The sequence below is a fragment of the Thermoactinomyces sp. DSM 45891 genome, assembly GCF_900119485.1.
GTDB lineage: Bacteria > Bacillota > Bacilli > Thermoactinomycetales > Thermoactinomycetaceae > Baia.
The window spans coordinates 54,993-79,614 of the sequence record NZ_FPJZ01000009.1 but is presented as its reverse complement, the minus strand read 5'-3'; the positions used below and the strand labels follow the sequence as shown (position 1 = coordinate 79,614).

Below are 24,622 nucleotides of genomic sequence, written 5' to 3'. Positions count from 1 at the left end.
TCGATTACCTCTTTGTATATTCATGGATAAAAGCAGTTAGTTTTCGTAGGTTTTCCACAGGCACGTCTGGGAAAATTCCGTGTCCTAGATTAAAGATATAACCAGGTTGTTCCATTCCTTGATCCAAAATAGCCTTCGCCCGTTCCTGAATGACTTCCCAGGGTCCGAGGAGCAAGGAAGGATCTAGATTTCCTTGTAGGGCCTTTTCGATGCCCTTCGCCCTTGCTTGCTGAATCGATGTGCGCCAGTCTAGTCCGAGTACATCCACAGGGAGTTTGTTCCATTCGGTAAGAAGGTGCCCTGTGCCAATTCCAAAGTAGATGGTTGGTACACTCGTTTCCTTTAGAGCTTTGAAGATTTTGTGCATAATGGGTGCCACATATAGCTGATAATCTTGTTCATTAAGTGCACCAACCCATGAGTCAAATACCTGAATAGCATGTGCACCAGCTTTTACTTGAGCTTTCAAGTAGGAGATTGTCATCGCACCAAGCTTCTCCATCAAGGCTTTCCATGCAACAGGCTCGGCATACATAAAGGCTTTGGTTTTATGATAATTTTTGGATGGGCCTCCTTCAATCATATAGCTTGCTAATGTAAAAGGAGCACCTGCAAAGCCGATCAAAGGTACCGACAATTGTTGATTTAAGATACGAATGGCTTCCAAAGTGGTTGCCACATGTGTCTCTGGATCAATTTCCGTCAACCGTTCTACATCTTTTTCAGAACGGATCGGGTTGTCAATGACAGGCCCGATGCCGGAGCGGATCTCGACATTTACGCCAATATGTTGCAAAGGAGTCATAATATCCGCAAATAAAATAGCTGCGTCTACTCCTAGCTGTTCGACAGGAAGACGTGTTACTTCTGCACAAACTTCTGGAATCTCACTCATCTCGAAGAAAGTATATTTCTTTCGAATCTCACGGTATTCAGGCTGGTATCTACCTGCTTGGCGCATATACCACACTGGAACATGCGGAGTTTGTTCTTTTCGACAAGCTTTCAAAAATGCATCATTAAATGGTTTACTCATTCAAAATCCACCTTTTCACCAGCTATACAGTTATGTAGAGAAAAAACAATGTATAGTTGATGGATAATCTTTTGGATATGTTATAGTCAATTACGCATAATATCATATCATTTTTTAAGTAAGAACAAAAAAGTTCTTTTATGTTAAGGGAGTTAGACTAAGACGCTAATTCCTTTAAAAATGCTCCAAACTGCATGCATACCTCTAATATAACTACCTTTATGTTCTCGTTCAATCTTTTTAGTATAAAACACCTAAATTGCGAGAGTAGTAATATGTTGAAATAGCATGGATTTTAGTTAAAAATTCATATAAGTTCGACATCGTGAGTTTGTAGATCATTTCTTGAGTGTTTTAGAAAAAGGACAAGTGTCATTGGATATAAGGATGGATCATGATAAGATGTCAGGATTGGATAGGAGGCCTGTAAAGTTTTCTTTTTACAGGTTGAAGATAATAGAGATTATGACTGCAAATTGATCAAACAGGGAGATGATCAATAAAAAGAGTCGTTTGAGGAGGGAAATCAATGATTCAAAAATTAGACATGCGAGATCCAGAAATGGCCCAAAAACTATTGGATATCGAAATTCCAGCTTATCAGGTAGAGGCAGACATTATCGGGTCTACAAAGATTCCTTATCTACTAGATACAGTAGATAAAATTCAATCCAGCAAAGAGACTTTTTTTGGGTATTGGGTAGATGGGAATTTAGCTGGAGTAATTAGTTTCATGTTAGAAGGCAATGTAGTGGATATTTACCGGCTAGTGGTAAGTCCTCAACATTTTCGTCAAGGAATTGGGGCAAAGTTACTCAGTTTTCTATTTACCCATTATACTGGAATGGAAAAATTCCTTGTCCAAACTGGAGCAGATAACATACCAGCAATGAAACTCTATAAGAAATTTGGCTTTCAGGAAATAGATCGGTTGGAGATAGAGCCAGGTCTCTTAGTGTCTAGGTTAGAAACTAGAGATGTGCGGCCAAACTCGCTTTATACGAGCTATTGAACGCTTCTGGCTACTGCTTTTTCTTGCATGCCGGAAGCCGAATCATGCTATGATAGTATCAAAAAATAATCTTATGCACAGGAGGTATCTCGGTTGCGAATTTTGGTGATAAGTGGAAGTGCTAGAGTTGAATCGAACACAAGAAAGGTAGCAAATCTTGGTGCGAAATATCTCAGTGAGCTAGGGGCAGATGTTACTTTTTTTGACGTAGGGCATGATATTCTTCCTCTTTATTCTGGGGCAGAAGGAGAAGACTTGCTGCCAAATGTCCAAAAGTTGCGTGATTATGCCAGTCAAGCGGAGGCATTTTTGATTCTGACTCCTGAATATCACAGTGCTATGAGTGGGGCGTTGAAAAATGCTCTTGATTTTCTTGGATCATCTTATTTTCGTCAAAAGCCAGTTTCGATTGCTGCAGCAGGCGGGGGTGGAAAAGGTGGTATCAATGCGCTTAATAATGTACGTACGGTTATTCGCGGGATACTCGGGCTTGGGTTGCCTCAACAAGTTGTCATTGACCCAGCTGACTTAACAGAAAATGGGCAGTTGACAGATGGAGCAGATCAACGCTTCCGTGGTGTGATTATGGAATTGGTTACTTTTACGAAAGCGGTTTCTGCTAGTAAAGTTTTGTAAGTTTTTAGATACTCTCTTCTTGTAAATAAAATGAGAAACTAGTTTGTCTAAACTAGTTTCTCATTTTATTTGTGTTATGGAAACGGTCGATCAGAAGGGCTTTGCTGATTTTCTTGATTAGGCTGTGTGTTAGGACGATCTTGATTAGATGGGGATCGATCTGGCTGCCTAGGTGGAAATGATTTCGGCCGTTGATCTGGTTGTTGTGGTCTAATCTGGGTCGTTTTGATCTCTACTTTTACAGGGGATGAAGTATGTTGTTCCCCGGTCTGTGAATCAATCGCGTTGACACGGTAATAGTAGGTTTTTGATTGACCACCCGTGAAGTTATAGCCGGGTATTTGGATACTCTGATCGGTATAGCTGGTTTCTGCTCCCTCGAAGATCGTGCTAAAGTTACTTCCATCTTCAGAGCGTTGTAATTGATAGATAACTTGGTCAGATGGACTGCTCCAATTTACCTGTATAGCTTGGTATTCCTTGCTGTATGTTGCCTGAAGCTGTGGAGCTTGAAATATATAAGGAGGAGTTGGTTCCTCGACCCCGGATGGTTTGGTAAATTCTACGATGGGAACCCCTGATAATGCTTTGTTCATGACGTCTTTGAAAATGGTAGTAGCGTAATGTCCGCCTGTTAAATCGTCTACACGATTTTCTAAGGGTGTTTTACTAGTGTTGTATACCATTGCAACGGTGACGTATTGGGGTGTATAGCCTGCAAACCAAGCGGCAATGTTGTTATTCGTTGTTCCTGTTTTTCCAGCAGTTGGTCGTCCGCCTGCAAGCTTTGCTGAGCGCCCTGTTCCGCTCTCCACTACCTGCTCTAGGAGACGGGTCATGTAGTAGGCGGTTTTGGGAGTAAAGACTCTCTTTTTTTCTGGCTCGGATTGAGGGCGAATGCTCTGTTCTACTCCATTTTCAGTTACTCTTACTTCTCTTACAGCATGTGCTTTTATGGCGACTCCATTGTTAGCTAAAGCAGTATATGCTTGTGCAAGTTGTAGGGGACTAATTCCTTTGGTAAGCCCACCTAAGGCAAGGGGGGCGATATTCTTGTCGGCTTCTTCAAGTGGAAGGCCCAGTTTTTGAGCGGTTTGAAACGAATTTGCAACCCCCACTTTATTATCTAGCAACCAAACAGTAGCAGCATTTAAGGAGTTTTTTACAACTTCAGATAGCGGTACATCTCCCCTAAAGATGCGATCATAGTTACGAGGACTGTATCCATTAATGGTGATAGCACGATCTGGAATGATGGTGTATTCGTTAATGTCGCCCCCTGATTTTTCGATGGCAGGTGCATAAACGGTTAAAGGCTTAATAGCTGAGCCGGGTTGAATCGGAAGTTGTCCATTAATTCGAAAGCCTTGACCTTCGTAGTGACGACCTCCTCCAATTGCAGCAATAAGGCCTGTGCGAGGATCAACTGTGGCAGATCCTCCGTCTAAAATGGCACGTTTTTTATATGTGGAGTCTTGTTTGAGAACACGGTCCGTTTCTGCTTGAGCCCGAGTGTTAATCCCAGTGTATATTCGAAATCCTCGACTTTCTACATCTGAAGGAATGATGCCATATCGCTCTGTCAATTCTTTCAGGACAAATTGTTTGTACGGTTGATAGCGATCTTTTTTACCATAGCGGACGAGGTACTTTTCATCCGTTCCGAGGGGCTGGCGTAAGGCTTTTTGCTTTTCTTCTTCCGTGATGAGCGCATTCATTTCATTTTTCTCAGCCATTTCATTTAATACGATTTTTCGTCGTTCCATTGCCCTTTGCGCAGACTTCTCGGAGGCATATGGATTGTATGCTTCGGGAGCTTTGGGCAAACCAGCTAAGAAAGCAATCTCTGGAATCGTGAGACGATCTTTTGTTACATCTTTTCCAAAATAGATTTTAGAAGCCATCTGGATTCCTCTGACGTTATTACCGAAGTAAATATAATTTAAATACGCTTCTAAAATCTGATCTTTGCTATATTTTTGTTCCAAGTTCCAAGCTGTTGCGATTTCTTTGACCTTGCGTGCGTAGGTTTTCCGGCGATCTTCGAGGATGACATTTCCAGCTACTTGCATTGTAATCGTGCTGGCTCCTTGGGCTTTTTCGCGTTGGATAAGGTTAGCATAGACGGCTCGTCCCAATGCATAGTAATCAATGCCGCTGTGCTGATAATATCGGACATCTTCTACTTTGAGAAAGGCTTGTGGGAGCAGAGGGTTTGTTTTTTTTATATCGTTTAAAGATACAATTTCTCGTTGGAAATTTCCTAGTTCCGCTACTTTGGTTCCATCGAGGTCATAGATAGCGGAATTATTTTGGATATTGCCTAATTGATCAAGGTCAAATGTTTTTCCTTGTACGATGACAGCTGTAATTCCACCTGCTATTAACAGGACAACGGTTAATAGGGCTATGAAAATCAATTTCCGCTTTTTTCGTCTAGGTCTGTTTGACTTTCTCCGTGATTTATCCATCTTGATCCCCTAATTTCATGTTATAGATACCTATACGTAGCATGCCACATATATCCAAAATTAAGTCTACATGAAATAGTTATTGCAGGTTTTTTTGTGTTCATGTAGAATTACTTCAAGTATCCTAAATGGATTATATATTTCAACCCTCATCAAATAAGGTGAGGTAGAGGTCGCGGTTTTGAAGAGTACTTTGTATGAGATGGAGAGTTTCGACATACTTACGTCGTAGTAAACATCAAGGACTACTTAGGAAAGGCACAACCGCCGAAGCAATCTACATACTCTCATGTAGTGTTGCTGGGACTGTTATCGAATAGGGACAGGACTGTCACAAACCATGTCGCATATGGTTTGTGTTGAGCTATCTTCGCGAAATGTTGGTGCGGGTAGAAGAAATCCTACCGTCTGATTTGTTGGCGGTTATTTTTATGCCCAAACCAGCATTCGCGTGATAAACACGAATGGCAGGGAGAGGGTTATTTTTATGTCAACCAATGAGAATCAATTACGCAGAGGGCTAAATGCCCGCCAACTATCCATGATCGCAATCGGGGGATCAATCGGAACAGGTCTTTTTATAGCTAGTGGGGCTTCGATTGCAAATGCAGGCGCAGGTGGGGCACTGCTTGCTTATACTATCGTAGGCATCATGGTTTACTTCTTAATGACAGCTCTGGGAGAGATGGCTTCTTACCTACCGGTTTCAGGTTCATTTAGTACCTATGGAGCTCGTTATGTAGATCCTGCCTTTGGATTTGCATTAGGCTGGAACTATTGGTATAACTGGGCGATTACGCTTGCATTTGAACTAGTAGCCGCCTCTTTAATTATGAAATTTTGGTTTCCTGAGAGTTCTTCATTACTTTGGAGTGGACTTTTTCTATGTCTAATCATTGGGCTTAATCTTTTGTCTGTGAAAGGATTTGGAGAATCAGAGTTTTGGTTTGCGTTTATTAAAGTGGCTACTGTTATTATATTCATCATACTTGGTTTAGCGATGATTTTTGGGATTTTAGAAGGCCATACTGCGGGGTGGAGCAATCTGACTGCAGGAGACGCTCCTTTTAATGGGGGGATTTTAGCTGTTGTCGGAGTCTTTATGGTTGCTGGGTTTAGCTTCCAAGGGACTGAGTTAATCGGGGTAGCAGCTGGTGAAAGTAAAGAACCAGAGAAAAATATCCCACGTGCCGTCAAAAGTATTTTTTGGCGCATTCTATTATTCTATGTGATAGCGATTGCCATTATTGGGGTTCTCATTCCACATACAGATCCCAATTTATTAAGTAACGAAGTTGAAAATGTAGCGATTAGTCCGTTTACTTTGGTATTTAAAAATGCAGGGCTAGCTTTTGCTGCTTCAGCTATGAATGCGATTATCTTAACAGCGGTCTTATCAGCAGGAAACTCTGGAATGTACGCCTCTACCCGTATGCTATACACCCTTGCAAAAGAGGGGAAAGCTCCTCGTTTTCTAGCAAAAGTAAACCGATATGGAGTACCTGTAGCTGCTTTATTTGCTACAGCGGCTGTCGGAGCGTTAGCCTTCATTGCCTCTTTGTTTGGAGATGGTGTCGTATACACGTGGCTGTTAAATGCATCAGGATTATCAGGCTTTATTGCTTGGTTTGGCATTGCGTTTAGCCATTACCGTTTCCGCAAAGCATTTAAGGCACAAGGAAGAAGTTTGAGCGAACTACCTTACCGGGCACGCTTTTTTCCTTTTGGCTCTCTATTTGCGTTTATCCTATGTACCATCGTAATCTTTGGCCAGAACTATCAAGCCTTTTTAGAAGATAAGATTGATTGGTATGGAGTAGCAGCTTCTTATATTGGGTTACCTCTATTCTTGATCGTTTGGTTGGGGTACAAAATGGTGAAACGCACCAAAGTTGTTCCACTGACAGAGTGTGATCTAAGTAGAGAATAAGATATGGTGGCTTTTATGAACCTTGAGCGACACCCAGATGTAGATAAATAACCAAAGCAGCCGTACTAGGAGATAACCCCCAGTACGGCTGCTTTGGTTTCATCATTTAATGCTATCTGATAAATTGTTGGGTCCAGTAGACACCATAAGATCCGCCTTTTGCAGATCCGACTCCTATCTTGGTGAAATCCCTGGATAAAATGTTAGCTCGGTGACCAGGGCTATTCATCCATCCCTTCATCACTTCGGCTGGAGTAGGTTGTCCGCACGCAATGTTTTCACCAGCGGCCTGATAACGAATTCCAAATTGACGCATCATATCAAATGGAGAACCGTACCTCGGTGACTGGTGGTTAAAATAACGTAAATCGATCATGTCTTGCGATTTTGCTCTTGCTACTGAAGAAAGTTTGGTGTCCGCAACTAAAGGCTTTAGACCTGCCTTTTGTCGCTCAATATTAACTAATCGAACAACTTCGTTCTCAACAGAGGAGAGAGAACGGTTACTACTGTTTGCTGGTGGCTTAGCAGGTGAAGGTGTTTTGCTTTTTTCTTGAGTTGTAGGTGTTTTAGAAGTAGTAGGACTTTCTGTCGTACTGTTTGTTGGCTTTACGTTTTTTTCTTTTTGATTTGCCTCAGCAGTACTATTGTTTTTACCTTCTTCTTTACCGCTAGCCTCGGATTTGGTTGGTTCACTCGAATTCGTAGATAGAGAGCTGGTAGATTCAGTTGGTACAGGTGCTACCTGACTTGCATCTGTGGATGTGGCCGGAGCTTTATTTCCTCCAGAATCAGCAGCTGAAGTACAAGCAACGATAACAAGAGAGAAGATTAGAACCGATGTTACAATAGGAAGAATACGTCGCATAATCTCTTTGCTCCTTTCGGCAATCTATAACCTATTCTATATGCAAAATACAGAAAAAAATAAGGAAAATATTAGAATCCTTAAAATGGAAATCATCTTTACGAATATAAAAGGCATTATGCTCATACATTGTAGAGCACTTTATTCTGTCTGTTAAACCAAGAATGGAGGGTTCTGTTTTATGAAGAAGCAATATGCAGTTGGCTTTGGAGCTTTATTGTTGGTGTGGGGGATTGTGGGTTTTTTTCTCCCTGATTCAGGGGTGGTCACAGAGGCTGTAGCCCCAAGCTTGTGGGGTAATTTATTATATGTTGTAACAGGAATTGCTTGGCTGGCTTCCTCTTCGTCAGAAGAAGCGAGTAAAATGAGTGCGCGAGTGATTGGAGTAGTTTATGCTCTCCTAGCGGTGGTTGGCCTATTTACAGATGAGATATTAGGAGTTATACAGGCGACTCTTACGAATGAAATCATTATGATCGTTTTAGCACTCGTCTCATTGTCTGCAGGATTTTGTAAATGTTCGTGTGGTGCTGCTTCTACAGACTCTGCTCCTAATAAAGATGAGCAGGCATAATAAAGTAGATCACTCCGAAGAGGGCTTATGCTCTCTTTTTTTATGATTATATATTGAAATAGGTAAGAAGTGATATCCACCAAATAATAGTTTGAATAAGATGCATAGGGGGTGTTTCCATGCATCCGTTTTGGGAGAAAATTATTAAACCCATTCTCAGGATGGAAAAAGCGAAAAAGATTGTGGAGATTGGCGCTGATGAGGGAATAAATACAAGTGAAAATTCTTGATTACTGCCGAAAAACGAATGGAACAGCCTATATAATTGATCCTTATCCCAAGTTTGATGTGGATGCTCTTAAAAAGAATTATCATCGTCATATGAAATTGAGGAGCTTAACTAGCTTAAACGTGCTACCTAACATAGGCGATTACGATGCAGTACTCATCGATGGCGATCACAATTGGTATACTGTTTTTAATGAGTTAAGTGTGATTGAACGTCGAGCAAAAAAAACAGAGAGATTCCCTCTCGTTTTCTTTCATGATACTGAATGGCCATACGGTAGGCGAGATATGTACTATATGCCAGAGACCATTCCAGAAGCTTATCGAAAACCGTATGAACCAAAGGGCATGTGGCCAGGCATTTCGGATTTAGTAGAGGGTGGTTTGAATAATCATTTAAATAATGCTTTATATGAACATGGAGAGAAAAACGGAGTTTTAACTGCAATTGAAGACTTTTTAAAAAAGACAAGCTTCAACCTTACCTTTCACAAAGCACTTACTTTTTCGGGTCTAGGAATTTTAATATCTAGTAATCGTAAGAAGGATATAAAAATAAAAAAAATAATAAAGAGGTCCGGATTATAAAGTAAACATAAGTTCAAATAATCGTAGACAAACCCTTCTGATTTATTTGCCAGAAGGGTTTGTCTACGGTTTGAGGTATATCGGAATTTATTTGTGTCCATCTCGATTTTACCCGAATAGAATGTAAAACTGATTATGAAGGGAGTGGATAGGGGTGATATGGAAAGGAATGCACGTACTGGTAACGGGTGCAGGAGGATTTATTGGAAGTCATTTGGTAGAAGAACTAGTGGGGCTGGGTGCAGAGGTTACAGCTTTTATTCATTATAACTCCAGTGGGAGTAAAGGATGGTTGGATCGGATTCCCCAGGAGATGCAAAGCCAAATCCGTTTTTTCACAGGGGATCTAAAAGATCAAGACGCGGTCCGAAGCGCTGTGCGGAATCAAGAGATAGTCATGCACTTGGGCGCGTTAATCGCCATTCCGTATTCATATCAAAACCCCACAGATGTATTTCAAACCAATGTTCTAGGTACGTTGCACGTAGCGCAAGCGGTTCGTGAGTATGGGATACCACGAATGGTACATACCTCCACAAGCGAGGTATATGGTTCAGCTAAAATGGTCCCGATTCCTGAATCCCATCCACTCCAAGGACAATCTCCTTATTCGGCTAGTAAAATTGGTGCAGATAAATGTGTGGAAAGCTTCTATTGTTCATTTGATTTACCAGTAGTAACAGTAAGGCCTTTTAATGCGTATGGACCACGCCAATCTATGAGAGCAGTGATCCCAACCATAATTAATCAAGCTCTCCATCGAGATGAGATTGTCTTAGGGAACTTAGAAGCAACCAGAGACTTTACCTATGTAAAAGATACCGCAAGAGCGTTTATTCATGCTGCTACTAGTGAACAAGCTATTGGTACAACCGTGAACGCAGGATCTGGAAAAGAGATTCGCATAGAGGATCTTGCCACGTATATTAAGCAAATTATCGGAAGAGAGCTCCCCATCCGAGTAGCTGATGAACGTTTGAGACCTCCTAAGAGTGAGGTGGACCGTCTCTGCTCAGACTCATCGAAGGCGCTCCACATTATGGGATGGGAACCTCAAATCTCGCTACGAGAGGGATTAGAAAAAACAGTCGAATGGATTTCCTCAAACCCTGAGGGATATCGTCCTGATCAATATGTAGTGTAAAAAAAGTACATTTTCAGGAGGAGGATTCGATGCATGCTGTTATTATGACGGGTGGTAAAGGAGAGAGGATGCGTCCTTATACCCATGTACTTCCTAAAGGATTGCTCCCAATTGATGGAATTCCTTTATTAGATATACTGGTTAGGCAGTGCAAATATTATGGGTTTAACCGCGTAACGATGACTTGTGGATATCTAGCTACTATGATCCAAAGTTATTTTGAAAATGGCTCGAAATGGGGATTAGAGATTGATTTCCTAACGGAAGATGTTCCACTAGGGACGGCAGGGTCACTTCGCGATGTATCGTGCGAACAGGAATCTATGCTAGTTATGAATTGTGATGTACTAACAACCCTCCATTTCCGAGATTTTTATGAGCAACATATCAATCAAAAATCGATGTTAACCATTGCTTCACATGGGATTGAAGTACCAGTAGATTTTGGAGTATTAACGGTTAAGGGAGAAAGGGTCCTTCAGATTGTAGAAAAACCAACAAATCATTCATTAGTAAGTATGGGTATATATATCATTCATCAAGATGCTCTTCAGTATATTCCTAAAGAAGGAAAATTCGATATCCCTGATTTGATCCATACATTGCTTGATCATAAAGAGAGGGTAACCCATCATCACACTGATTCATTTTGGATCGATATTGGAAAGCCAGACGACTACGAAAAAGCAAACCAAATGTTTGAGCAGTTTAAGGCTCAAATCCTCCCAGAGGAATATGATCATGAGTCAGAATGATTGGATTTTCATTACAGGAGCAAATGGATTTGTGGCGCAGCATTTGATTCAAAGATACTTGGAAGAAGAACATACGCAGATAGTAGCAATTGGACGCTCTATTTCGAGAGAGAAGGTTGTACAACATTCACGGGTTCATTATCAAGTCGCTGATTTAACTAATTCGAAAGAGATGGATAACATTCTTTGCCAACATTCTTGGAAAAAAATCTATCATTTAGCCGGAGAAAATCGTGCCGATCTCGATCACTCAGATGTTTGGAAAGATAATGTGTATGCATCTCTCTTATTCCTAGACTCGCTTCGTAAATTGAAACTAGATTCATTGGACAGTGTTGTAATGATCGGAACAGCGATGGAATATCAAGAACAAAAAGGGATGGTGATAACCGAAAATTCGACTATGGATCCCGCTAGCTTATACGGATGGAGTAAGCATCTGGTTATGAGTAGTGCGCAGTGGTTTGCTAGAAACTACGATTTGCCTATTATATGTGTTCGCCCTTTTAATCTCATCGGACCTGGGGCCAAGGAAGGAATCAATCCATGGATTGCTCAACAATTGAAAGAACAGTATCCATTTGTAGAGTTGCCTGTGACCATTCATTTACGTAGTTTAGGTGGGATTCGAGATTACATTGATGTTCGAGATGCTGTACAGGCTTTGTATATGCTTTCTGAGAAGGCAAGGATCTGTGTTGGGGATTGTTATCACATTTGTTCACAAAAAGGGGTCTCTGTCTTAGAGCTAGTTTCCACTTGGGAAGAAGTGATTCAATATCCGATTAAAGTTATTACTCAACACATGCCTCCCTCTCCTATAGGACAGGATGGTTTTATAGGAAGCTATGAAAAAATCAGGAAAATGACTGGTTGGAAGCCCACTTATACACTAAAAGAAACGTTGAGTGATCTTTGGAAGGAAACGTTTCGATGAGATCATGTTTGACTTGATGATGAAGGGGGTTTACAGATGTCGAAACATTTGACTAGTATCGTGATTCCAGTTCATAATCAATGGCCTGTAACCCAAATGTGTTTACGATCACTCTTTCGACATACGCGTGTCCCGGTAGAAGTGATTGTTGTGAATAATGCCTCGACAGATGGAACAGGGCAAAAATTGACAAGAGAATTTCCTAGGGTTAAACAAATTGAAAATTCTTATAAAAATGGGTTTTCAGCATCATTAAACCAGGGGTTTCGAATGGCCACAGGCAAGTATCTGGCAACCATTAATAATGACACATTACCTTCTCATAGATGGTTAGGCAATATTCTACGTGTATTGAAAGATCGCCCTTTATGTGGCATAGCAGCTCCTTTGTCCAACAATACGTTACCCGATCAATACCTTCAAACAGATTTGAAACGAGCACGTGATATTCATATCTTTTGCAAAAAATTTAATCGTCAAAATCAAAAAAAGTGGAGAGTATCAGATCGATTATCGGGATTTTGTCTGGTTTTTCCACGAAAAATTTGGAACACTGTGGGCGATTTTGATGAAAACTACGGTATGGGCTATTACGAAGATATTGATTTTACCTACCGTGTCCGTCTAATGGGTTATAAATGTATAATCGCTGGAGATACCTATGTCCATCATTATGGGAGCAAAAGTTTTATTCAGAACAATTCGGATGAGTTGGCTAGAAAGTTATCAAAAGAGAATCGTGAATATTTCATAAAAAAATGGAATAGGGATCCAGATTTACCTCTTGATCTTTCAAATTAATTATTTCTTCCTAGTGGCTATAATTTCTTGGAAAGTACGAATCATGCTCTGAGTGAATTGTTCTAGGGAAAATTGTTTTGCCATTTCTATCCCATGAGAGGCGAGATGATTTGCTAGCTTTTGGTTGTGTAATAAAGTCAGAATCCCATTTGCAATCGATTGAGGGTTTTGTTTTTTCACGAGGATGGCTGTTTTCTTTTTGATACAAAAATCGGTTACCCCTCCCGAATTTGTTGTCACAACGGGAGTTCCACATGCCATGGCTTCTAGGGGGGGGAGAGAGAAGCCTTCAACCCATGATGTAGAGACGAATAAATGAGCCCTTTGATATAGATTGGCCATGGCCTGTTCGGACACAGGGCGAAAACATTTATGTGGAATATGATTAGGTATTTTGTTTTTTTCGGGACAAATAAAAAATACTTTAAATGGTACTTTACTCTTTCTTTTCACGATTTCGATGCTTTCAATAAAGTCATTAAAACCCTTAATATGGGCTGCAGGATTTCTAGCGATATATAATATCTTCCGAACTCCATTTGGTCTAATGAAATTTTCACGGGGTTTGTATATATCTAAATCGAGACCTGGAGAAATAACGGTACTTATTTGAGCGTTATCTGTCCACAAGTTCTTTTGTAACCAGCTAGAAATAGTAATAGTGGGTACCTTTTTTTGATAAAGAGAAATGGCATATTCTTTATCAGGTACATAGTGGGGTTCGTATCCCATTGTGTATCTCACGCATTGTTGTGGCCAAGCCTCATAAATTGCCTCAAATGTTTTATAGTAATTTGCCAGAATAATATCGCCACTAGGTATATATTTACTGCTGATTTCTGGAACTCTCGTGACTTTACAGGTAAGAGGATAATGAATGGGAGCATTATGTGGGATGACAATCTCCACTTCATGGTTAGCTTGTACGAGACCATGGGCAAGCTGGGCTAATACCTTACATCCGCCACCTATGCTCAGGTTTATGACAGGAATCACGACTTTCAAATTGCTTCCCCCCAGACTAATACATATTGCAAGAGCTCTGCTTATTTTCAGTTAGTATATGAAACATAATGAAAAATGTGAGACTAGTAGATTGATGTACTTAATATGGATTTGGTATAGGCTTTTATACGAACATTTTTTTAGAGATTTCATAGAATGGATTGATAGTGAAATGAGGAGCAATGTGTGAAGTGAAGAGTGATATATGCAAATGTCGGAAAAATGCATATGATGCGGGTTGAATAGTCCCTTTAGAAAGGTGGCTACCCATGAAGAAAATTTTATATTTTTCTCATATATGTCAGGAAAAAGCGATGTCAGGTGCCGAGAAAACGATGCTTCAATTGATAAAAAAAATGGGTGAGAAGCACAATTGCCTATGTGTTCTTCCGCAAAGTGGGGAACTTTCCAGACAAATAACTAAACTCAACATCCCTACCCTATTTTGTAGGTACTCTGCAGTGTGGAGTGTAAAAGATTTACAGGGTGACTTCCAAATGGAGCTTGATCATATTCGCTCTCAGGGTGAAGATGAGGCAATTCGCCATTTGATGCAACAAGTACGCCCCGACTACGTAGTAGTGAATACCTCAGTTAATCTACTTCCTGCAATTATTGCCAAAGAAGAGAACATCCCTATCATTTGGTTTTTACAAGAACATGTCCCCACTTATAAGGAACAATGGTTTGCACTTGTACAAAGAATGAATCCACTTATAATCGGTATTTCGGAAAGTGTGCTAGAGCCTTTTCGTTTAAGAGGGTATCCTGATCGTAAAATGCATTGCCTATATCCATGTTGGAATGAATCTGACGACTATGCCCTACGATCTGAAAAAATGAACCGGCAACTGAGAAGAAGATATCAGATTCCGCATTCAAGCATTGTGGTTGGGACGATTGCAATCAAGGTAAATGTTCAAAAAGGCATCTGGCATGTGGTTCAAGCTATGGTTCCCTTAATGAAGCAAGACCCCTCCATCCATCTCCTTCTTCGTGCTACAAGACCCATTAACCATAGAAATGCACATTTCCGGCAAATTTATGAATATATAGCGAAGGTTCGATTGCAAAATCGAGTCCATTGGATTCCATTTGTGAAAGATATTGCTCGGGTTTATTCTGCTCTGGATCTCGTTGTGGTTCCAAGTGTTTTGCCGGAGGGTTTTGGACTAACTGCTCTAGAGGGGATGGGGCACGGAAAACCAGTCATTGCTTACCCATCTGGAGGGTTGCAAGAAATTTTTTTATCCACTTTAAATGAGCCTTATCTAGCGAAACGTATAAATCCGAATGCCTTACGAAAAGTAATTCGTCCGCTACTACAATCAGATGAGCTACGAAAACAGGTGGGTGAAAAAAATAAGATACAAGCTATTCATCAATTTGGTCCAGATATATATGATAAGCGGTATCAAATGTTGGAAGAGAAGTTGGCGTGGTGTTGAAAGGAGTGACTGTAGCGTAAACTGTCACTCCTTTTTTTATCTTTATTTACAATAATCAGGAAATTCTTGCGCGAATGTTTGTGTTACTTGAACATATTCTTCATCTGGAATCTCGTTGATCTGTTGATCATGAATATAGAAGAAATATAGGTCTTCAGAAGGATGATATGGGTTGTAGTACATACCCACTAATTGATCTTGGTAGAGGAAGGTGGCTCCTAGTAGAGTAGCTAAGGTTCCGGTTTCTGTATGTAATACTTGAAAAAAAATAGGTAGTACTTCATCAAAAACATGTTCTTGGTAGGTTTCTCCTGGATCGAGAAGGGTTAGATTTTCTCCTTCTTCTTTTGTAACGAGATAGAGGTGCTTTCGATGATCTTTTTCCCATAGAAGGAGTAAATGTTTTACATTTCGATGGATAAATAAATACTGTTCGCGAGTTTGAAAGTGTATATTCAAGCTGAACCTCCTATACTAAGATTATCGTGATGGGGATTATCAATCGGTCCATTCCCCATTTTCGAGGGTAGCAAACCATGATATACTTATCAATGGTCTTGACGGAGCGAAAGGAGGTAGTGCAATATGGGTTCCCAAGTTCATCAAAGCCACTATCAAGATGAAAATAAAGATTATGATTTTGATGATTTCATGATAAGCGCCTCAGTTGTAGGTGGTTTATTTTTCGTCATTTTCATAGGTGCTACAGTGGTTCAATTGCTCTGGAGATAGGAAATAATTGTAGGGTTCAGGGTGTCAGCTTGATACCCTGATTCTCTTGGCAATGCTTTCGGCATGAGCTATACTGGCAAAAGAGCCAGCGATGTATGTGTTTGTGGTTCATTTGAGAAATACATAAATAAGTTATCTAAACAGTTTGGCTGTAATGATTAGACTGGGGGATCAGGTATGAATGTACATGAGTACCAAGGTAAGCAATTACTAAAAAAATATGGAGCCATTGTCCCAAATGGCCATGTTGCCTTTCATGCAGACGAAGCAGTAGAAGCTGCTGAAAAATTAGGCGGCGAACTTTGGGTTGTGAAAGCACAAATCCATGCAGGCGGACGTGGAAAAGCAGGTGGCGTTAAACTAGCTCGCAGTCTTGATGAAGTTCGTGCTTATGCGAATGAACTGCTAGGTAAAATTTTGGTCACTCATCAAACAGGACCAGAAGGTAAAGAAGTAAAACGCCTCTTGATTGAAGAAGGTTGTCCGATCGAAAAAGAATATTATATCGGTGTGGTGATTGATCGCTCTAGTAATGCAGTTGTGATGATGGGTTCTGAAGAAGGCGGTACGGAGATTGAAGAGGTGGCCGAAAAAACACCAGAAAAGATTTTTAAAGAAGTAATCGATCCTGCCGTTGGGATGTCACCGTTCCAAGCCCGTCGCTTGGCATATAGCATTAATATCCCGAAAGATAAAGTAAATCAAGCAGCGAAATTTATGCTTGGCCTATATGAAGCATTTGTTTCAAACGATTGCTCTCTTGCCGAAATCAACCCTCTTGTCACAACTAGCGATGGTAGAGTAATGGCATTAGATGCAAAATTAAACTTTGATTCTAATGCATTGTATCGTCATAAAGACATCCTAGAACTTCGTGATCTAAACGAAGAAGATCCAAAAGAGATCGAAGCATCTAAATTTGACTTGAGCTACATTGCATTAGATGGAAACATCGGTTGCATGGTAAACGGTGCAGGTTTAGCGATGGCAACGATGGATATTATCAAACATTATAGTGGCGATCCAGCCAACTTCCTCGATGTAGGTGGCGGTGCTACAGCAGAAAAGGTTACCGAAGCTTTTAAGATCATTCTTTCCGATGAAAAAGTAAAAGGAATCTTTATCAATATCTTTGGTGGAATCATGAAGTGTGACATCATTGCTGAGGGTGTTGTAGAAGCGGTGAAACAAGTAAACTTGAGTGTTCCGCTTGTTGTTCGGTTGGAGGGTACCAACGTTGATCTTGGTAAGAAGATCTTGAACGATTCAGGTCTACCGATCGTTGCGGCTGACTCCATGGCAGATGGAGCTCAAAAAATCGTTCAACTTGTAGCACAAGCCTAATAGATAAGTAGCAGAGGAAAGGTGGATTTCCGTTGAGTATTTTTGTAAATAAAGATACAAAGGTAATTACCCAAGGGATTACAGGAGCAACTGGCTTATTCCATACCAAACAAGCGATAGAGTATGGAACCAACATCGTAGGTGGTGTAACTCCTGGTAAAGGTGGAACAGAGGTAGAAGGCATCCCTGTATTTAATACAGTACAGGAGGCTGTGAAAGCAACAGGTGCCACTGCATCAGCGATTTACGTAGCAGCTCCATTTGCCGCAGATGCGATTATGGAAGCGGTAGATGCAGGTCTTGATTTGGTAGTATGTATTACAGAAGGTATCCCAGTACTAGATATGGTAAAGGTTCGCCGTTACATGGAGGGGAAAAAAACCCGTCTAATCGGTCCGAACTGTCCAGGTGTTATCACGCCAGATGAGTGCAAAATCGGTATTATGCCAGGCTACATTCATCTGAAAGGGAATGTAGGAATAGTATCCCGCTCTGGTACCTTGACTTATGAGGCGGTTCACCAATTGACCACTCGTAATATTGGACAATCCACAGCGGTTGGAATTGGTGGAGATCCGATCAATGGAACGGATTTCATCGATGTGTTGAAGGAGTTCAATGCGGACCCAGAAACCGAAGCAGTGATTATGATTGGTGAAATCGGTGGAACTGCTGAGGAAGAGGCTGCTGAGTGGATTAAAGCGAACATGACGAAACCAGTAGTTGGATTCATTGGTGGACAAACCGCACCAGAAGGAAAGCGCATGGGTCATGCAGGTGCGATTATCTCGGGTGGAAAAGGAACAGCTGCTGAAAAAATTGCTACTTTAGAAGCTTGTGGTGTGGGGGTTGCTCCTACACCAGCAGTAATCGGAGAAACATTGGTTAAGGTTCTCGAAGAAAAAGGCATTTTAGATAACTTCATCGTAAAGAAATAACATCTGCTTTTCTAAGAAGACCTGCTAAGCAAGCTAGGTCTTCTTTTTTTGTTAGAAATGGATGAAGGGAATGTGTAAAAATGAGGGAAGTTAGTGGGTTAATTGGTCTACACCGAATTACGGGAGCAGGATGGCACCTGATTGATAAACTAGTTCGCGCGGGTTGGACGCCCGATCAAGATGTGATACTGTATTTGGACATGATAAAAGATCAGCGGGTGCCGGCTGCTACATATCAACGGATTAAGCAAACGTGGAATCAAGAGTGGAGTAGGCGAGTGATAGCAGAACTGCAAATGAAACGAATTGAGGTTATGACTATATACGATGCTGACTATCCTGAACTCTTACGTGAGATTCCGCAACCTCCTTGGGCTTTGTATCTACGGGGTGATCGTCAGTTGTTAAATGAGGCTTGTTTTGCGATGGTCGGGACACGGAAGCCGACTCCTTATGGACGAAAAATCACAAAGCTCTTAGCTGAGCAGTTTGTACAAGCTGGCTTAACAGTAGTAAGTGGAATGGCCACAGGAATTGATGGGGATGCTCATCATGCGGTCCTAGAGTCTGGGGGAAAGACGATCGCGGTGCTTGGAACAGGAATTGATGTGGTATATCCCAAAAATCATGTTCGTCTATATGAAAGGTTAGTCCAAAAAGGTTTAGTCATATCAGAATCACCGCCAGGGACAGGAGGAAACCCGGGACTATTCCCTCAACGAAACCGGATTATTAGTGGGTTAAGTTTGGGGACGGTTGTGGTAGAAGCTGCAGAACGTAGTGGATCTTTGATCACAGCCGAATGTAGTATGGAGCAAGGACGAGAAGTGTTTGCGGTTCCAGGGCTGGCCACAAGTGAGCAGGTTCCAAAAGGGAACAAATTTCAAAAGGGGCAAACTTATGTGAAAACCTTGCTAAGAGAACTTGCACCAGTGAGCAGGTTCCTAATAGGTACAAGTTAATCTCACCGATGTTTATGGCTATGTCAAGTGGAGCTATGTCAGGTAGACCCGACACCGTTGTACCTTACACTAACAAGAACTAGTATTTAACGAGAACTACGTATAACGAGATAAGTAATTACGAGATAAAAACCATCTCGTTATATTCAATGAAAAGTTTACATAGCGCATACACATTTACATGCATTAGTAGTTAATATGTATGAGTAGATAAATACGGAGTTCAGTAAGTACGGCATTCAGACCGTAATCTTACTGGGCTCTTTTTTGTTTCAAGAAGAAGGTGATCAAATAGTACATAATCATTACGGTCACAGAATCCGAAAAGATGAACGTCCATTCGCCCTTAAAATCCCACCAGGTGGCAACTGGACGAACCTATCACACGAAGACCAGTCCATCTACTGGAACGGTAAAGTCCCATCAGGTGGCAATACCAACGGTCTACGTCGAAAAGATTGGAACGAACCAGCCTTAACAATCACCGCTGCACCACTTCAAAAGCTATCATGCCAATTACATCCGAGTTACGGATATAACGACAACAACATAGAAGAGAGGGCTTATATGAACTATAACGTAACCCCTACGCTACCACAGAACGGCTATACAGTAGCCGAGTTATTCGCTGGTGGCGGACTTATGGCGGTCGGACTAAAAGAGTCCGGCTTTTCTATTATCTGGGCTAACGACTTTGACAAGCGAGCTAGTCAATCCTATGCTCATAACCTCGGAGATCATATCGTATGTGGAGACATTACGGAGATTGATCCTGATGAAATACCCGATACAGACATCATTGCAGGTGGCCCACCATGTCAAGACTTCTCAATGGCAGGGAAGGGGCTAGGAGAAGACGGAGATCGTGGAAAGCTCGTCTACACGTACCTAGACATCATCCAACGAAAACAACCGAAAGCCTTTATCTTCGAAAATGTAAAAGGACTTATTTCGAAGAAACACATCCGAACTTTTGATGCCCTCATGGAGAAATTCGATGACATTGGCTACAACGTATCATGGGAGCTAATCAATAGTTGGGATTATGGAGTAGCCCAAAAGAGAGAGCGAGTATTCATCGTGGGAATTCGAAAGGATCTCGGATTCACCTTCAAGTTTCCCGAACCTGATCCGAAAGACTATCGAACCCAAGTTCTTCGAGATGTGATAGGCGATCTCCCAGATCCGAACAACCTACCTAATCCACTTACTAAGGCTGTGTACAAACATGCCAAGGACTACAATATAGGTTATAACACTTCTATCGATTCCCCTGCGAAAACAGTCCGCACCAAAGGAGACGACATCCTCGATTTAACCCCCGAACCAACCCCTCTGAACCACAACCTCCTTAAACCATCCAACGTAAAAAAAGCCCAACATAAAGCTTCAATGGACAAGCCTAGCCCTTCTATTACGACCCAGTACAATTGTCAGACCATTGATATACAGAACCACGACCAATACGATGGTCGTAAGTACTCCCCTTCATACAAGAACAACAACCTCAAGATGGACTGGAAGAATCCTTCGAATACGATCTCCGCACAAGGCCCCAAATTCGTCCATCCCGACGAACCTTCCGATCCTCCATCCAACCATAATGAAAAATCCTATTACTTTCCTAAGAGAGATTCCTACAAGTTTAATTCAGCTAATCGCCAAGCACCTATGGATGATCGAAGTGTTACGATTACGGCACATCAGAATGTAGGTCAACCGATACATCCTACACAATCCCCACGACGTTTTACCGTTAGGGAGTGTCTTCGGATTCAATCGGTTCCTGACTGGTATGTAATACCCGAAGAGTTGAGTTTGTCGGCTCAATATAAGATCGTAGGGAACGGTGTAGCCTCAAAGGTAGCTTGGTATCTAGGAAGAGCTTTAGCGGAGCAGTTAGGAGCTATAGAAGAAGTGAAAAAGGTAGCATAGACTTGGATTTTATATTTGTGGTTTTATCTGTTTTATATGGGGTATAATGTAAGTCTATAGTTCCCTATACGGGACGGGGCGTCGAGACGGCCGAGAGACCGAATAGCTTGCGTGGTTGTGAGTAGAGTCGGAGAAGGTGGTACGTCCTCAGTACGAGGGAGGGAATCAAACCACGTCGAATCCCTCGAAACCATGTCTCAAAGAGAATAGGGATGTTGAAAGATACTTCAACAGGGATTTCTTTTCGAAAGGACATCCCTATTTTTATTTTTATAAACTACTTGAGGTGGGAAAGGTACTCCACGCGCTACCAGTTTGGTAGTTACCAGAGTTCCCGGAACGGCCGCCCGGGCAGGTAGTTTTATTTTATTGCTTACTTATAATTGGACTTTTAAATATGCATCATCTAAAACTTCTTGTGTGATACCCACATACCTCAAGGTATCTTTTTCTGATGAATGATTTAATAACTGCATAATAATTGCTAACGGTGTGCCATTCTTGAGTTGCGTATATCCGAAGCTCTTTCTCATACTATGACTTCCAAAGTTTCCTTCGATTCCAATTTGCTTTGCCACTTTCTTGATAGTACGAGAAGCATATCGTGTACAGAAATGTCCGCCTTTTTGAGAAGGGAAGAGATATTCTTCTGGATCTACATTTTTGAAGTACTTTAGCTCACGAATGATGCTTTTGTTTAATGGGAATTCTTTAATTTTATCTGTCTTTTCTTCTCGAAGACTGACTCTCTTTCTAGGCTGTCCGTTCTTCATAACATCCTTGACTTTTAATCCTACTATATCTGAAATTCGCAGAGCTGAATTCAATCCAAACACGAATAGCAAACGGAACTTGGGATCAACCTTCTCAAGTTCTTTTTTCATTTTCTCAAGATCCTTTTTAGTCTTAAATGCTTCAACACGAGCCATGTAATCTACTCCTACTGCGATTTGTTGTGTATATAGTATCGAGTGAGAATTCCAGCGTCAACCATAACTCTCGGAAAGGAGGACGAAAATGAACAGAAAACAACTAGAAGCGAAACTAACCGCCCAACAACGGAGAGCAGCCATTCTTCTCGTTGAAAACGAACTTGAAACGGAAAACAAGAAGACCTATGAAGAGATAGCCGAAGAAGTCGGTATAACCCGAATGGGTCTCTACAAGTGGAGAACACAAAATCGAGCCTTTATCGAATATAAGAACCTCTTAGCAGATGATATACTTTCATCGATGCGCCCCCTTGTATACAAGCAATTATTACGAACTATCATGGGTTCACAGCCGTCCATTAAAGGTATCGATATCTTTATGAGAAGGTTTGCTCTTCTGACAGATAAGCAAGTGACAGAAGATCATGGAAGTAGCGAAAAACGTAGTAATGAAGCGATTCAGAAGGAATTAGAAGAACTCGATTCGATGTTAGAAGAAAAGAAGACTGAACCTAAGTAGAGAGGGGGGATTTGAGTGACATATATAAACGGTGAGTGGCTAAATAGACAAGAGCGAGAAGAGCGAATTCAACTCGTTACGGATCGACTTAGAAAGCTACGTGACATCTACCAAAATGGACAAGCTACCGATCATCATGTCGACATGATGTTGGATGACAAACAGGAGCTTGAAAGGCTTACACGGATTCACCGAGCCGAGTACGACACAGCCTACTTTGCTTACGAATATCTATCAGACCAGGACAACCCACTTAACGAAGATAACATCATTCGAAACAGTGATGACGGTACTTCACACCAACCACTTGAAGAATTAGCCCCTATCCATCGAGAGTTTTTCGACCTCTGTGATTATGTTGATCATACTGATCCGTCCGCTCGTTTAGCTATTGCTGCACCCCGTGGACATTCAAAGTCGGGGATGTTCACGAACTGTTTCCCCCTACATCAGATTGTCTACAGAAAGCGCCCCTACATACTCATCATTTCTGAAACCGATTCTCTCTCGAAGAAACTCGTATCATGGAGTAATAAGCAGTTGAAGTTCAACGAGAAGCTACGTCAAGATTTTGGAGAGTTACTAAACGTGGCAAATACGAAGAATGAAAAAGATAACGAAGAAGCTTTTATTACATCAACTAATTGCTTGGTAGAAGCATCTTCCGCAGGGAAACAGCTTCGTGGTAAAAGGCATGGTGCGCACCGTCCATCCCTAGTATTGATCGACGATCCTTCTTCCATCAATAACGAAGGCACGAAAGAAGCCCGTGAGAAGCTAGTTGAATGGTTTAACTCTGTTGTTATGCCTATTGGTTCAAAGTCTACAGCATTCGTTCTTGTTGGAACTATGGTCACTTCGACTGGGTTATTGTCCCACACGTTGAAGCGGAAGGACTTCAAGAAGTCATTTCATGATGCCATTAAACGAGAACCTGACTTCCCTGATCTATGGGACGAATACCTTCAAGTGTATAAACGGTCGGAAGAAATGGAAGAAGTAGACGAATTCTACAATCAGCATCACAAGCAACTAGAATCAGGGGTCGAAACCGCATGGGGATGGCGATGGGACTATAGGGATTTGATGCATGCAAAGGCAAACATGGGAACTCGATCCTTCAACTCGGAGTATCGGAATAGAGCCTTTTCAGAGGATGAGCAGTTTTTTAAACCGGATCAGTTTGCCTATTATCGATATAAAACGAACGAGTTTGGTGAGCGAGTAGTGATGTTTGAAGGTGTAGAATATCGACTGAATGACATGACTATCTCTGGAGCGTGGGATATCGCTATGGGGAAAAGCTCAAGGGGCTGTTACAATGCCTTTCTTACTGTAGGAAGACATGAATCTTCGGGTTACATATTTGTCTTAGATGAATACAGTTCCAAGGAGCAACCCCATGCCTTCATGGAGACGATTATTCAGAAGATACGGCAGTTCAATCATCATGTTATCTCGGTTGAGACAATCAATGCACAGCACGAATTCTATAGGCAATTGATGGAGAGGTCTAGGGTTGAAGGCTTGTATTCTACTCGTATTCAAGATGTTAAGTCGCATAAGTCTTCAAAGGAACAAAGGATCGAATCACTTGAGCCGTACTGTTCGAATCGAACTCTAGTACTCAACGACAACCACCGAACTCTGATCGAACAAATGGAAATGTATCCTCAAGGGGACTATGTGGATTCCATTGATGCCCTGCAATTAGCTGTGGAGAATGTAGCACGAGAGAGGAAGAAGGTCGTCTTAAAGCCATATTGGTTGTGAGTACAAAAAAACGGCTAGTAGTCATCTATAGTATTGAGAAGAGAATTTGAAAG

The 24,622-nt window shown here is 41.4% G+C and carries 23 protein-coding genes and 1 riboswitch; of the genes, 17 read left to right on the top strand and 6 right to left on the bottom strand.

The features are described 5' to 3' along the window. Positions 1–4: 4 nt before the first annotated feature. The gene (hemE, locus tag BT147_RS09135) at positions 5–1,036 is read right to left on the bottom strand and encodes a uroporphyrinogen decarboxylase (protein WP_072333994.1); all 1,032 of its coding nucleotides are present in this window, start codon (positions 1,034–1,036) and stop codon (positions 5–7) included. A gap of 529 nt (positions 1,037–1,565) precedes the next feature. On the opposite strand from hemE, the gene BT147_RS09130 reads away from it, so the two are divergent. Together BT147_RS09130 and BT147_RS09125 are read left to right on the top strand one after the other, a co-directional pair. Further along, positions 1,566–2,048: a GNAT family N-acetyltransferase gene (locus BT147_RS09130; protein WP_072333991.1), complete on the top strand. Its 483-nt coding sequence runs from the start codon at positions 1,566–1,568 to the stop codon at positions 2,046–2,048. A gap of 93 nt (positions 2,049–2,141) precedes the next feature. Continuing rightward, positions 2,142–2,684, top strand: coding sequence for an NADPH-dependent FMN reductase (locus BT147_RS09125; RefSeq protein ID WP_072333989.1), 543 nt, complete (start codon positions 2,142–2,144; stop codon positions 2,682–2,684). A 74-nt stretch (positions 2,685–2,758) separates the two neighbouring features. On the opposite strand, the gene BT147_RS09120 is transcribed toward BT147_RS09125, so the two are convergent. Beyond that, entirely contained in the window at positions 2,759–5,155 is a 2,397-nt protein-coding gene (locus BT147_RS09120) for a transglycosylase domain-containing protein (RefSeq protein ID WP_072333986.1), read from the bottom strand. A gap of 159 nt (positions 5,156–5,314) precedes the next feature. Further along, positions 5,315–5,530: riboswitch (Lysine riboswitch) on the top strand. Positions 5,531–5,642: 112 nt separating this feature from the next. Between BT147_RS09120 and BT147_RS09115 the strand changes: the two genes are divergently transcribed. Further along, complete coding sequence (locus tag BT147_RS09115) at positions 5,643–7,085, top strand: amino acid permease (protein ID WP_072333983.1); 1,443 nt, start codon at positions 5,643–5,645, stop codon at positions 7,083–7,085. Positions 7,086–7,197: 112 nt separating this feature from the next. Here the strand turns inward: BT147_RS09115 and BT147_RS09110 are convergent, their stop codons facing one another. After that, on the bottom strand, positions 7,198–7,953 hold the full coding sequence (locus BT147_RS09110) for a CAP domain-containing protein (protein ID WP_072333980.1): 756 nt from the start codon (positions 7,951–7,953) through the stop codon (positions 7,198–7,200). Positions 7,954–8,134: 181 nt separating this feature from the next. Between BT147_RS09110 and BT147_RS09105 the strand changes: the two genes are divergently transcribed. From BT147_RS09105 to BT147_RS09080, 6 genes are all read left to right on the top strand, one after another. After that, positions 8,135–8,527, top strand: coding sequence for a DUF4383 domain-containing protein (locus tag BT147_RS09105; protein WP_072333977.1), 393 nt, complete (start codon positions 8,135–8,137; stop codon positions 8,525–8,527). A 216-nt stretch (positions 8,528–8,743) separates the two neighbouring features. Further along, positions 8,744–9,343, top strand: a complete 600-nt coding sequence (locus BT147_RS09100; RefSeq protein ID WP_286119285.1) for a class I SAM-dependent methyltransferase — start codon at positions 8,744–8,746, stop codon at positions 9,341–9,343. Positions 9,344–9,497: 154 nt separating this feature from the next. Continuing rightward, positions 9,498–10,487, top strand: a complete 990-nt coding sequence (locus BT147_RS09095) for an SDR family NAD(P)-dependent oxidoreductase (RefSeq protein ID WP_286119284.1) — start codon at positions 9,498–9,500, stop codon at positions 10,485–10,487. Positions 10,488–10,516: 29 nt separating this feature from the next. Beyond that, complete coding sequence (locus BT147_RS09090) at positions 10,517–11,242, top strand: sugar phosphate nucleotidyltransferase (RefSeq protein WP_072333974.1); 726 nt, start codon at positions 10,517–10,519, stop codon at positions 11,240–11,242. Beyond that, positions 11,229–12,179, top strand: a complete 951-nt coding sequence (locus tag BT147_RS09085) for an NAD-dependent epimerase/dehydratase family protein (protein WP_072333972.1) — start codon at positions 11,229–11,231, stop codon at positions 12,177–12,179. The genes BT147_RS09090 and BT147_RS09085 overlap by 14 nt, the downstream gene beginning before the upstream one ends. 36 nt (positions 12,180–12,215) lie before the next feature. Then, on the top strand, positions 12,216–12,980 hold the full coding sequence (locus BT147_RS09080; protein WP_072333969.1) for a glycosyltransferase family 2 protein: 765 nt from the start codon (positions 12,216–12,218) through the stop codon (positions 12,978–12,980). Here the strand turns inward: BT147_RS09080 and BT147_RS09075 are convergent, their stop codons facing one another. Then, on the bottom strand, positions 12,981–13,976 hold the full coding sequence (locus tag BT147_RS09075) for a glycosyltransferase family 4 protein (protein ID WP_286119294.1): 996 nt from the start codon (positions 13,974–13,976) through the stop codon (positions 12,981–12,983). Between the two features lie 278 nt (positions 13,977–14,254). Between BT147_RS09075 and BT147_RS09070 the strand changes: the two genes are divergently transcribed. Continuing rightward, entirely contained in the window at positions 14,255–15,433 is a 1,179-nt protein-coding gene (locus BT147_RS09070; RefSeq protein WP_072333963.1) for a glycosyltransferase family 4 protein, read from the top strand. 42 nt (positions 15,434–15,475) lie between these two features. On the opposite strand, the gene BT147_RS09065 is transcribed toward BT147_RS09070, so the two are convergent. Next, on the bottom strand, positions 15,476–15,892 hold the full coding sequence (locus BT147_RS09065) for a hypothetical protein (RefSeq protein WP_072333960.1): 417 nt from the start codon (positions 15,890–15,892) through the stop codon (positions 15,476–15,478). Between the two features lie 126 nt (positions 15,893–16,018). Here BT147_RS09065 and BT147_RS15510 point away from each other — a divergent pair, with 126 nt between their 5' ends. The 5 genes from BT147_RS15510 (at position 16,019) to BT147_RS09045 (ending at position 21,344) form a co-directional block, all read left to right on the top strand. After that, the gene (locus BT147_RS15510) at positions 16,019–16,165 is read left to right on the top strand and encodes a hypothetical protein (RefSeq protein ID WP_177239752.1); all 147 of its coding nucleotides are present in this window, start codon (positions 16,019–16,021) and stop codon (positions 16,163–16,165) included. A 177-nt stretch (positions 16,166–16,342) separates the two neighbouring features. Beyond that, positions 16,343–17,509, top strand: a complete 1,167-nt coding sequence (gene sucC, locus BT147_RS09060; protein ID WP_072333957.1) for an ADP-forming succinate--CoA ligase subunit beta — start codon at positions 16,343–16,345, stop codon at positions 17,507–17,509. A gap of 32 nt (positions 17,510–17,541) precedes the next feature. Then, positions 17,542–18,447, top strand: coding sequence for a succinate--CoA ligase subunit alpha (sucD, locus tag BT147_RS09055; protein ID WP_072333954.1), 906 nt, complete (start codon positions 17,542–17,544; stop codon positions 18,445–18,447). Between the two features lie 80 nt (positions 18,448–18,527). Then, complete coding sequence (gene dprA / locus BT147_RS09050) at positions 18,528–19,409, top strand: DNA-processing protein DprA (protein ID WP_072333951.1); 882 nt, start codon at positions 18,528–18,530, stop codon at positions 19,407–19,409. A 267-nt stretch (positions 19,410–19,676) separates the two neighbouring features. Then, the gene (locus BT147_RS09045) at positions 19,677–21,344 is read left to right on the top strand and encodes a DNA cytosine methyltransferase (protein WP_143187964.1); all 1,668 of its coding nucleotides are present in this window, start codon (positions 19,677–19,679) and stop codon (positions 21,342–21,344) included. 377 nt (positions 21,345–21,721) lie between these two features. On the opposite strand, the gene BT147_RS09040 is transcribed toward BT147_RS09045, so the two are convergent. Beyond that, positions 21,722–22,273, bottom strand: coding sequence for a tyrosine-type recombinase/integrase (locus BT147_RS09040; protein ID WP_072333945.1), 552 nt, complete (start codon positions 22,271–22,273; stop codon positions 21,722–21,724). Between the two features lie 88 nt (positions 22,274–22,361). Between BT147_RS09040 and BT147_RS09035 the strand changes: the two genes are divergently transcribed. Continuing rightward, the gene (locus BT147_RS09035; protein WP_072333942.1) at positions 22,362–22,796 is read left to right on the top strand and encodes a phBC6A51 family helix-turn-helix protein; all 435 of its coding nucleotides are present in this window, start codon (positions 22,362–22,364) and stop codon (positions 22,794–22,796) included. A gap of 15 nt (positions 22,797–22,811) precedes the next feature. Next, on the top strand, positions 22,812–24,569 hold the full coding sequence (terL, locus tag BT147_RS09030; RefSeq protein ID WP_072333940.1) for a phage terminase large subunit: 1,758 nt from the start codon (positions 22,812–22,814) through the stop codon (positions 24,567–24,569). Positions 24,570–24,622 lie beyond the last annotated feature (53 nt).

Bases quoted from the DNA above. Each gene is read 5' to 3' on its own strand.
- hemE (WP_072333994.1), bottom strand. From the start codon at position 1,036: ATGAGTAAACCATTTAATGATGCATTTTTGAAAGCTTGTCGAAAAGAA.
- BT147_RS09130 (WP_072333991.1), top strand. From the start codon at position 1,566: ATGATTCAAAAATTAGACATGCGAGATCCAGAAATGGCCCAAAAACTA.
- BT147_RS09120 (WP_072333986.1), bottom strand. From the start codon at position 5,155: ATGGATAAATCACGGAGAAAGTCAAACAGACCTAGACGAAAAAAGCGG.
- BT147_RS09115 (WP_072333983.1), top strand. From the start codon at position 5,643: ATGTCAACCAATGAGAATCAATTACGCAGAGGGCTAAATGCCCGCCAA.
- BT147_RS09110 (WP_072333980.1), bottom strand. From the start codon at position 7,953: ATGCGACGTATTCTTCCTATTGTAACATCGGTTCTAATCTTCTCTCTT.
- BT147_RS09105 (WP_072333977.1), top strand. From the start codon at position 8,135: ATGAAGAAGCAATATGCAGTTGGCTTTGGAGCTTTATTGTTGGTGTGG.
- BT147_RS09090 (WP_072333974.1), top strand. From the start codon at position 10,517: ATGCATGCTGTTATTATGACGGGTGGTAAAGGAGAGAGGATGCGTCCT.
- BT147_RS09085 (WP_072333972.1), top strand. From the start codon at position 11,229: ATGAGTCAGAATGATTGGATTTTCATTACAGGAGCAAATGGATTTGTG.
- BT147_RS09080 (WP_072333969.1), top strand. From the start codon at position 12,216: ATGTCGAAACATTTGACTAGTATCGTGATTCCAGTTCATAATCAATGG.
- BT147_RS09070 (WP_072333963.1), top strand. From the start codon at position 14,255: ATGAAGAAAATTTTATATTTTTCTCATATATGTCAGGAAAAAGCGATG.
- BT147_RS15510 (WP_177239752.1), top strand. From the start codon at position 16,019: ATGGGTTCCCAAGTTCATCAAAGCCACTATCAAGATGAAAATAAAGAT.
- sucC (WP_072333957.1), top strand. From the start codon at position 16,343: ATGAATGTACATGAGTACCAAGGTAAGCAATTACTAAAAAAATATGGA.
- dprA (WP_072333951.1), top strand. From the start codon at position 18,528: ATGAGGGAAGTTAGTGGGTTAATTGGTCTACACCGAATTACGGGAGCA.
- BT147_RS09040 (WP_072333945.1), bottom strand. From the start codon at position 22,273: ATGGCTCGTGTTGAAGCATTTAAGACTAAAAAGGATCTTGAGAAAATG.
- BT147_RS09035 (WP_072333942.1), top strand. From the start codon at position 22,362: ATGAACAGAAAACAACTAGAAGCGAAACTAACCGCCCAACAACGGAGA.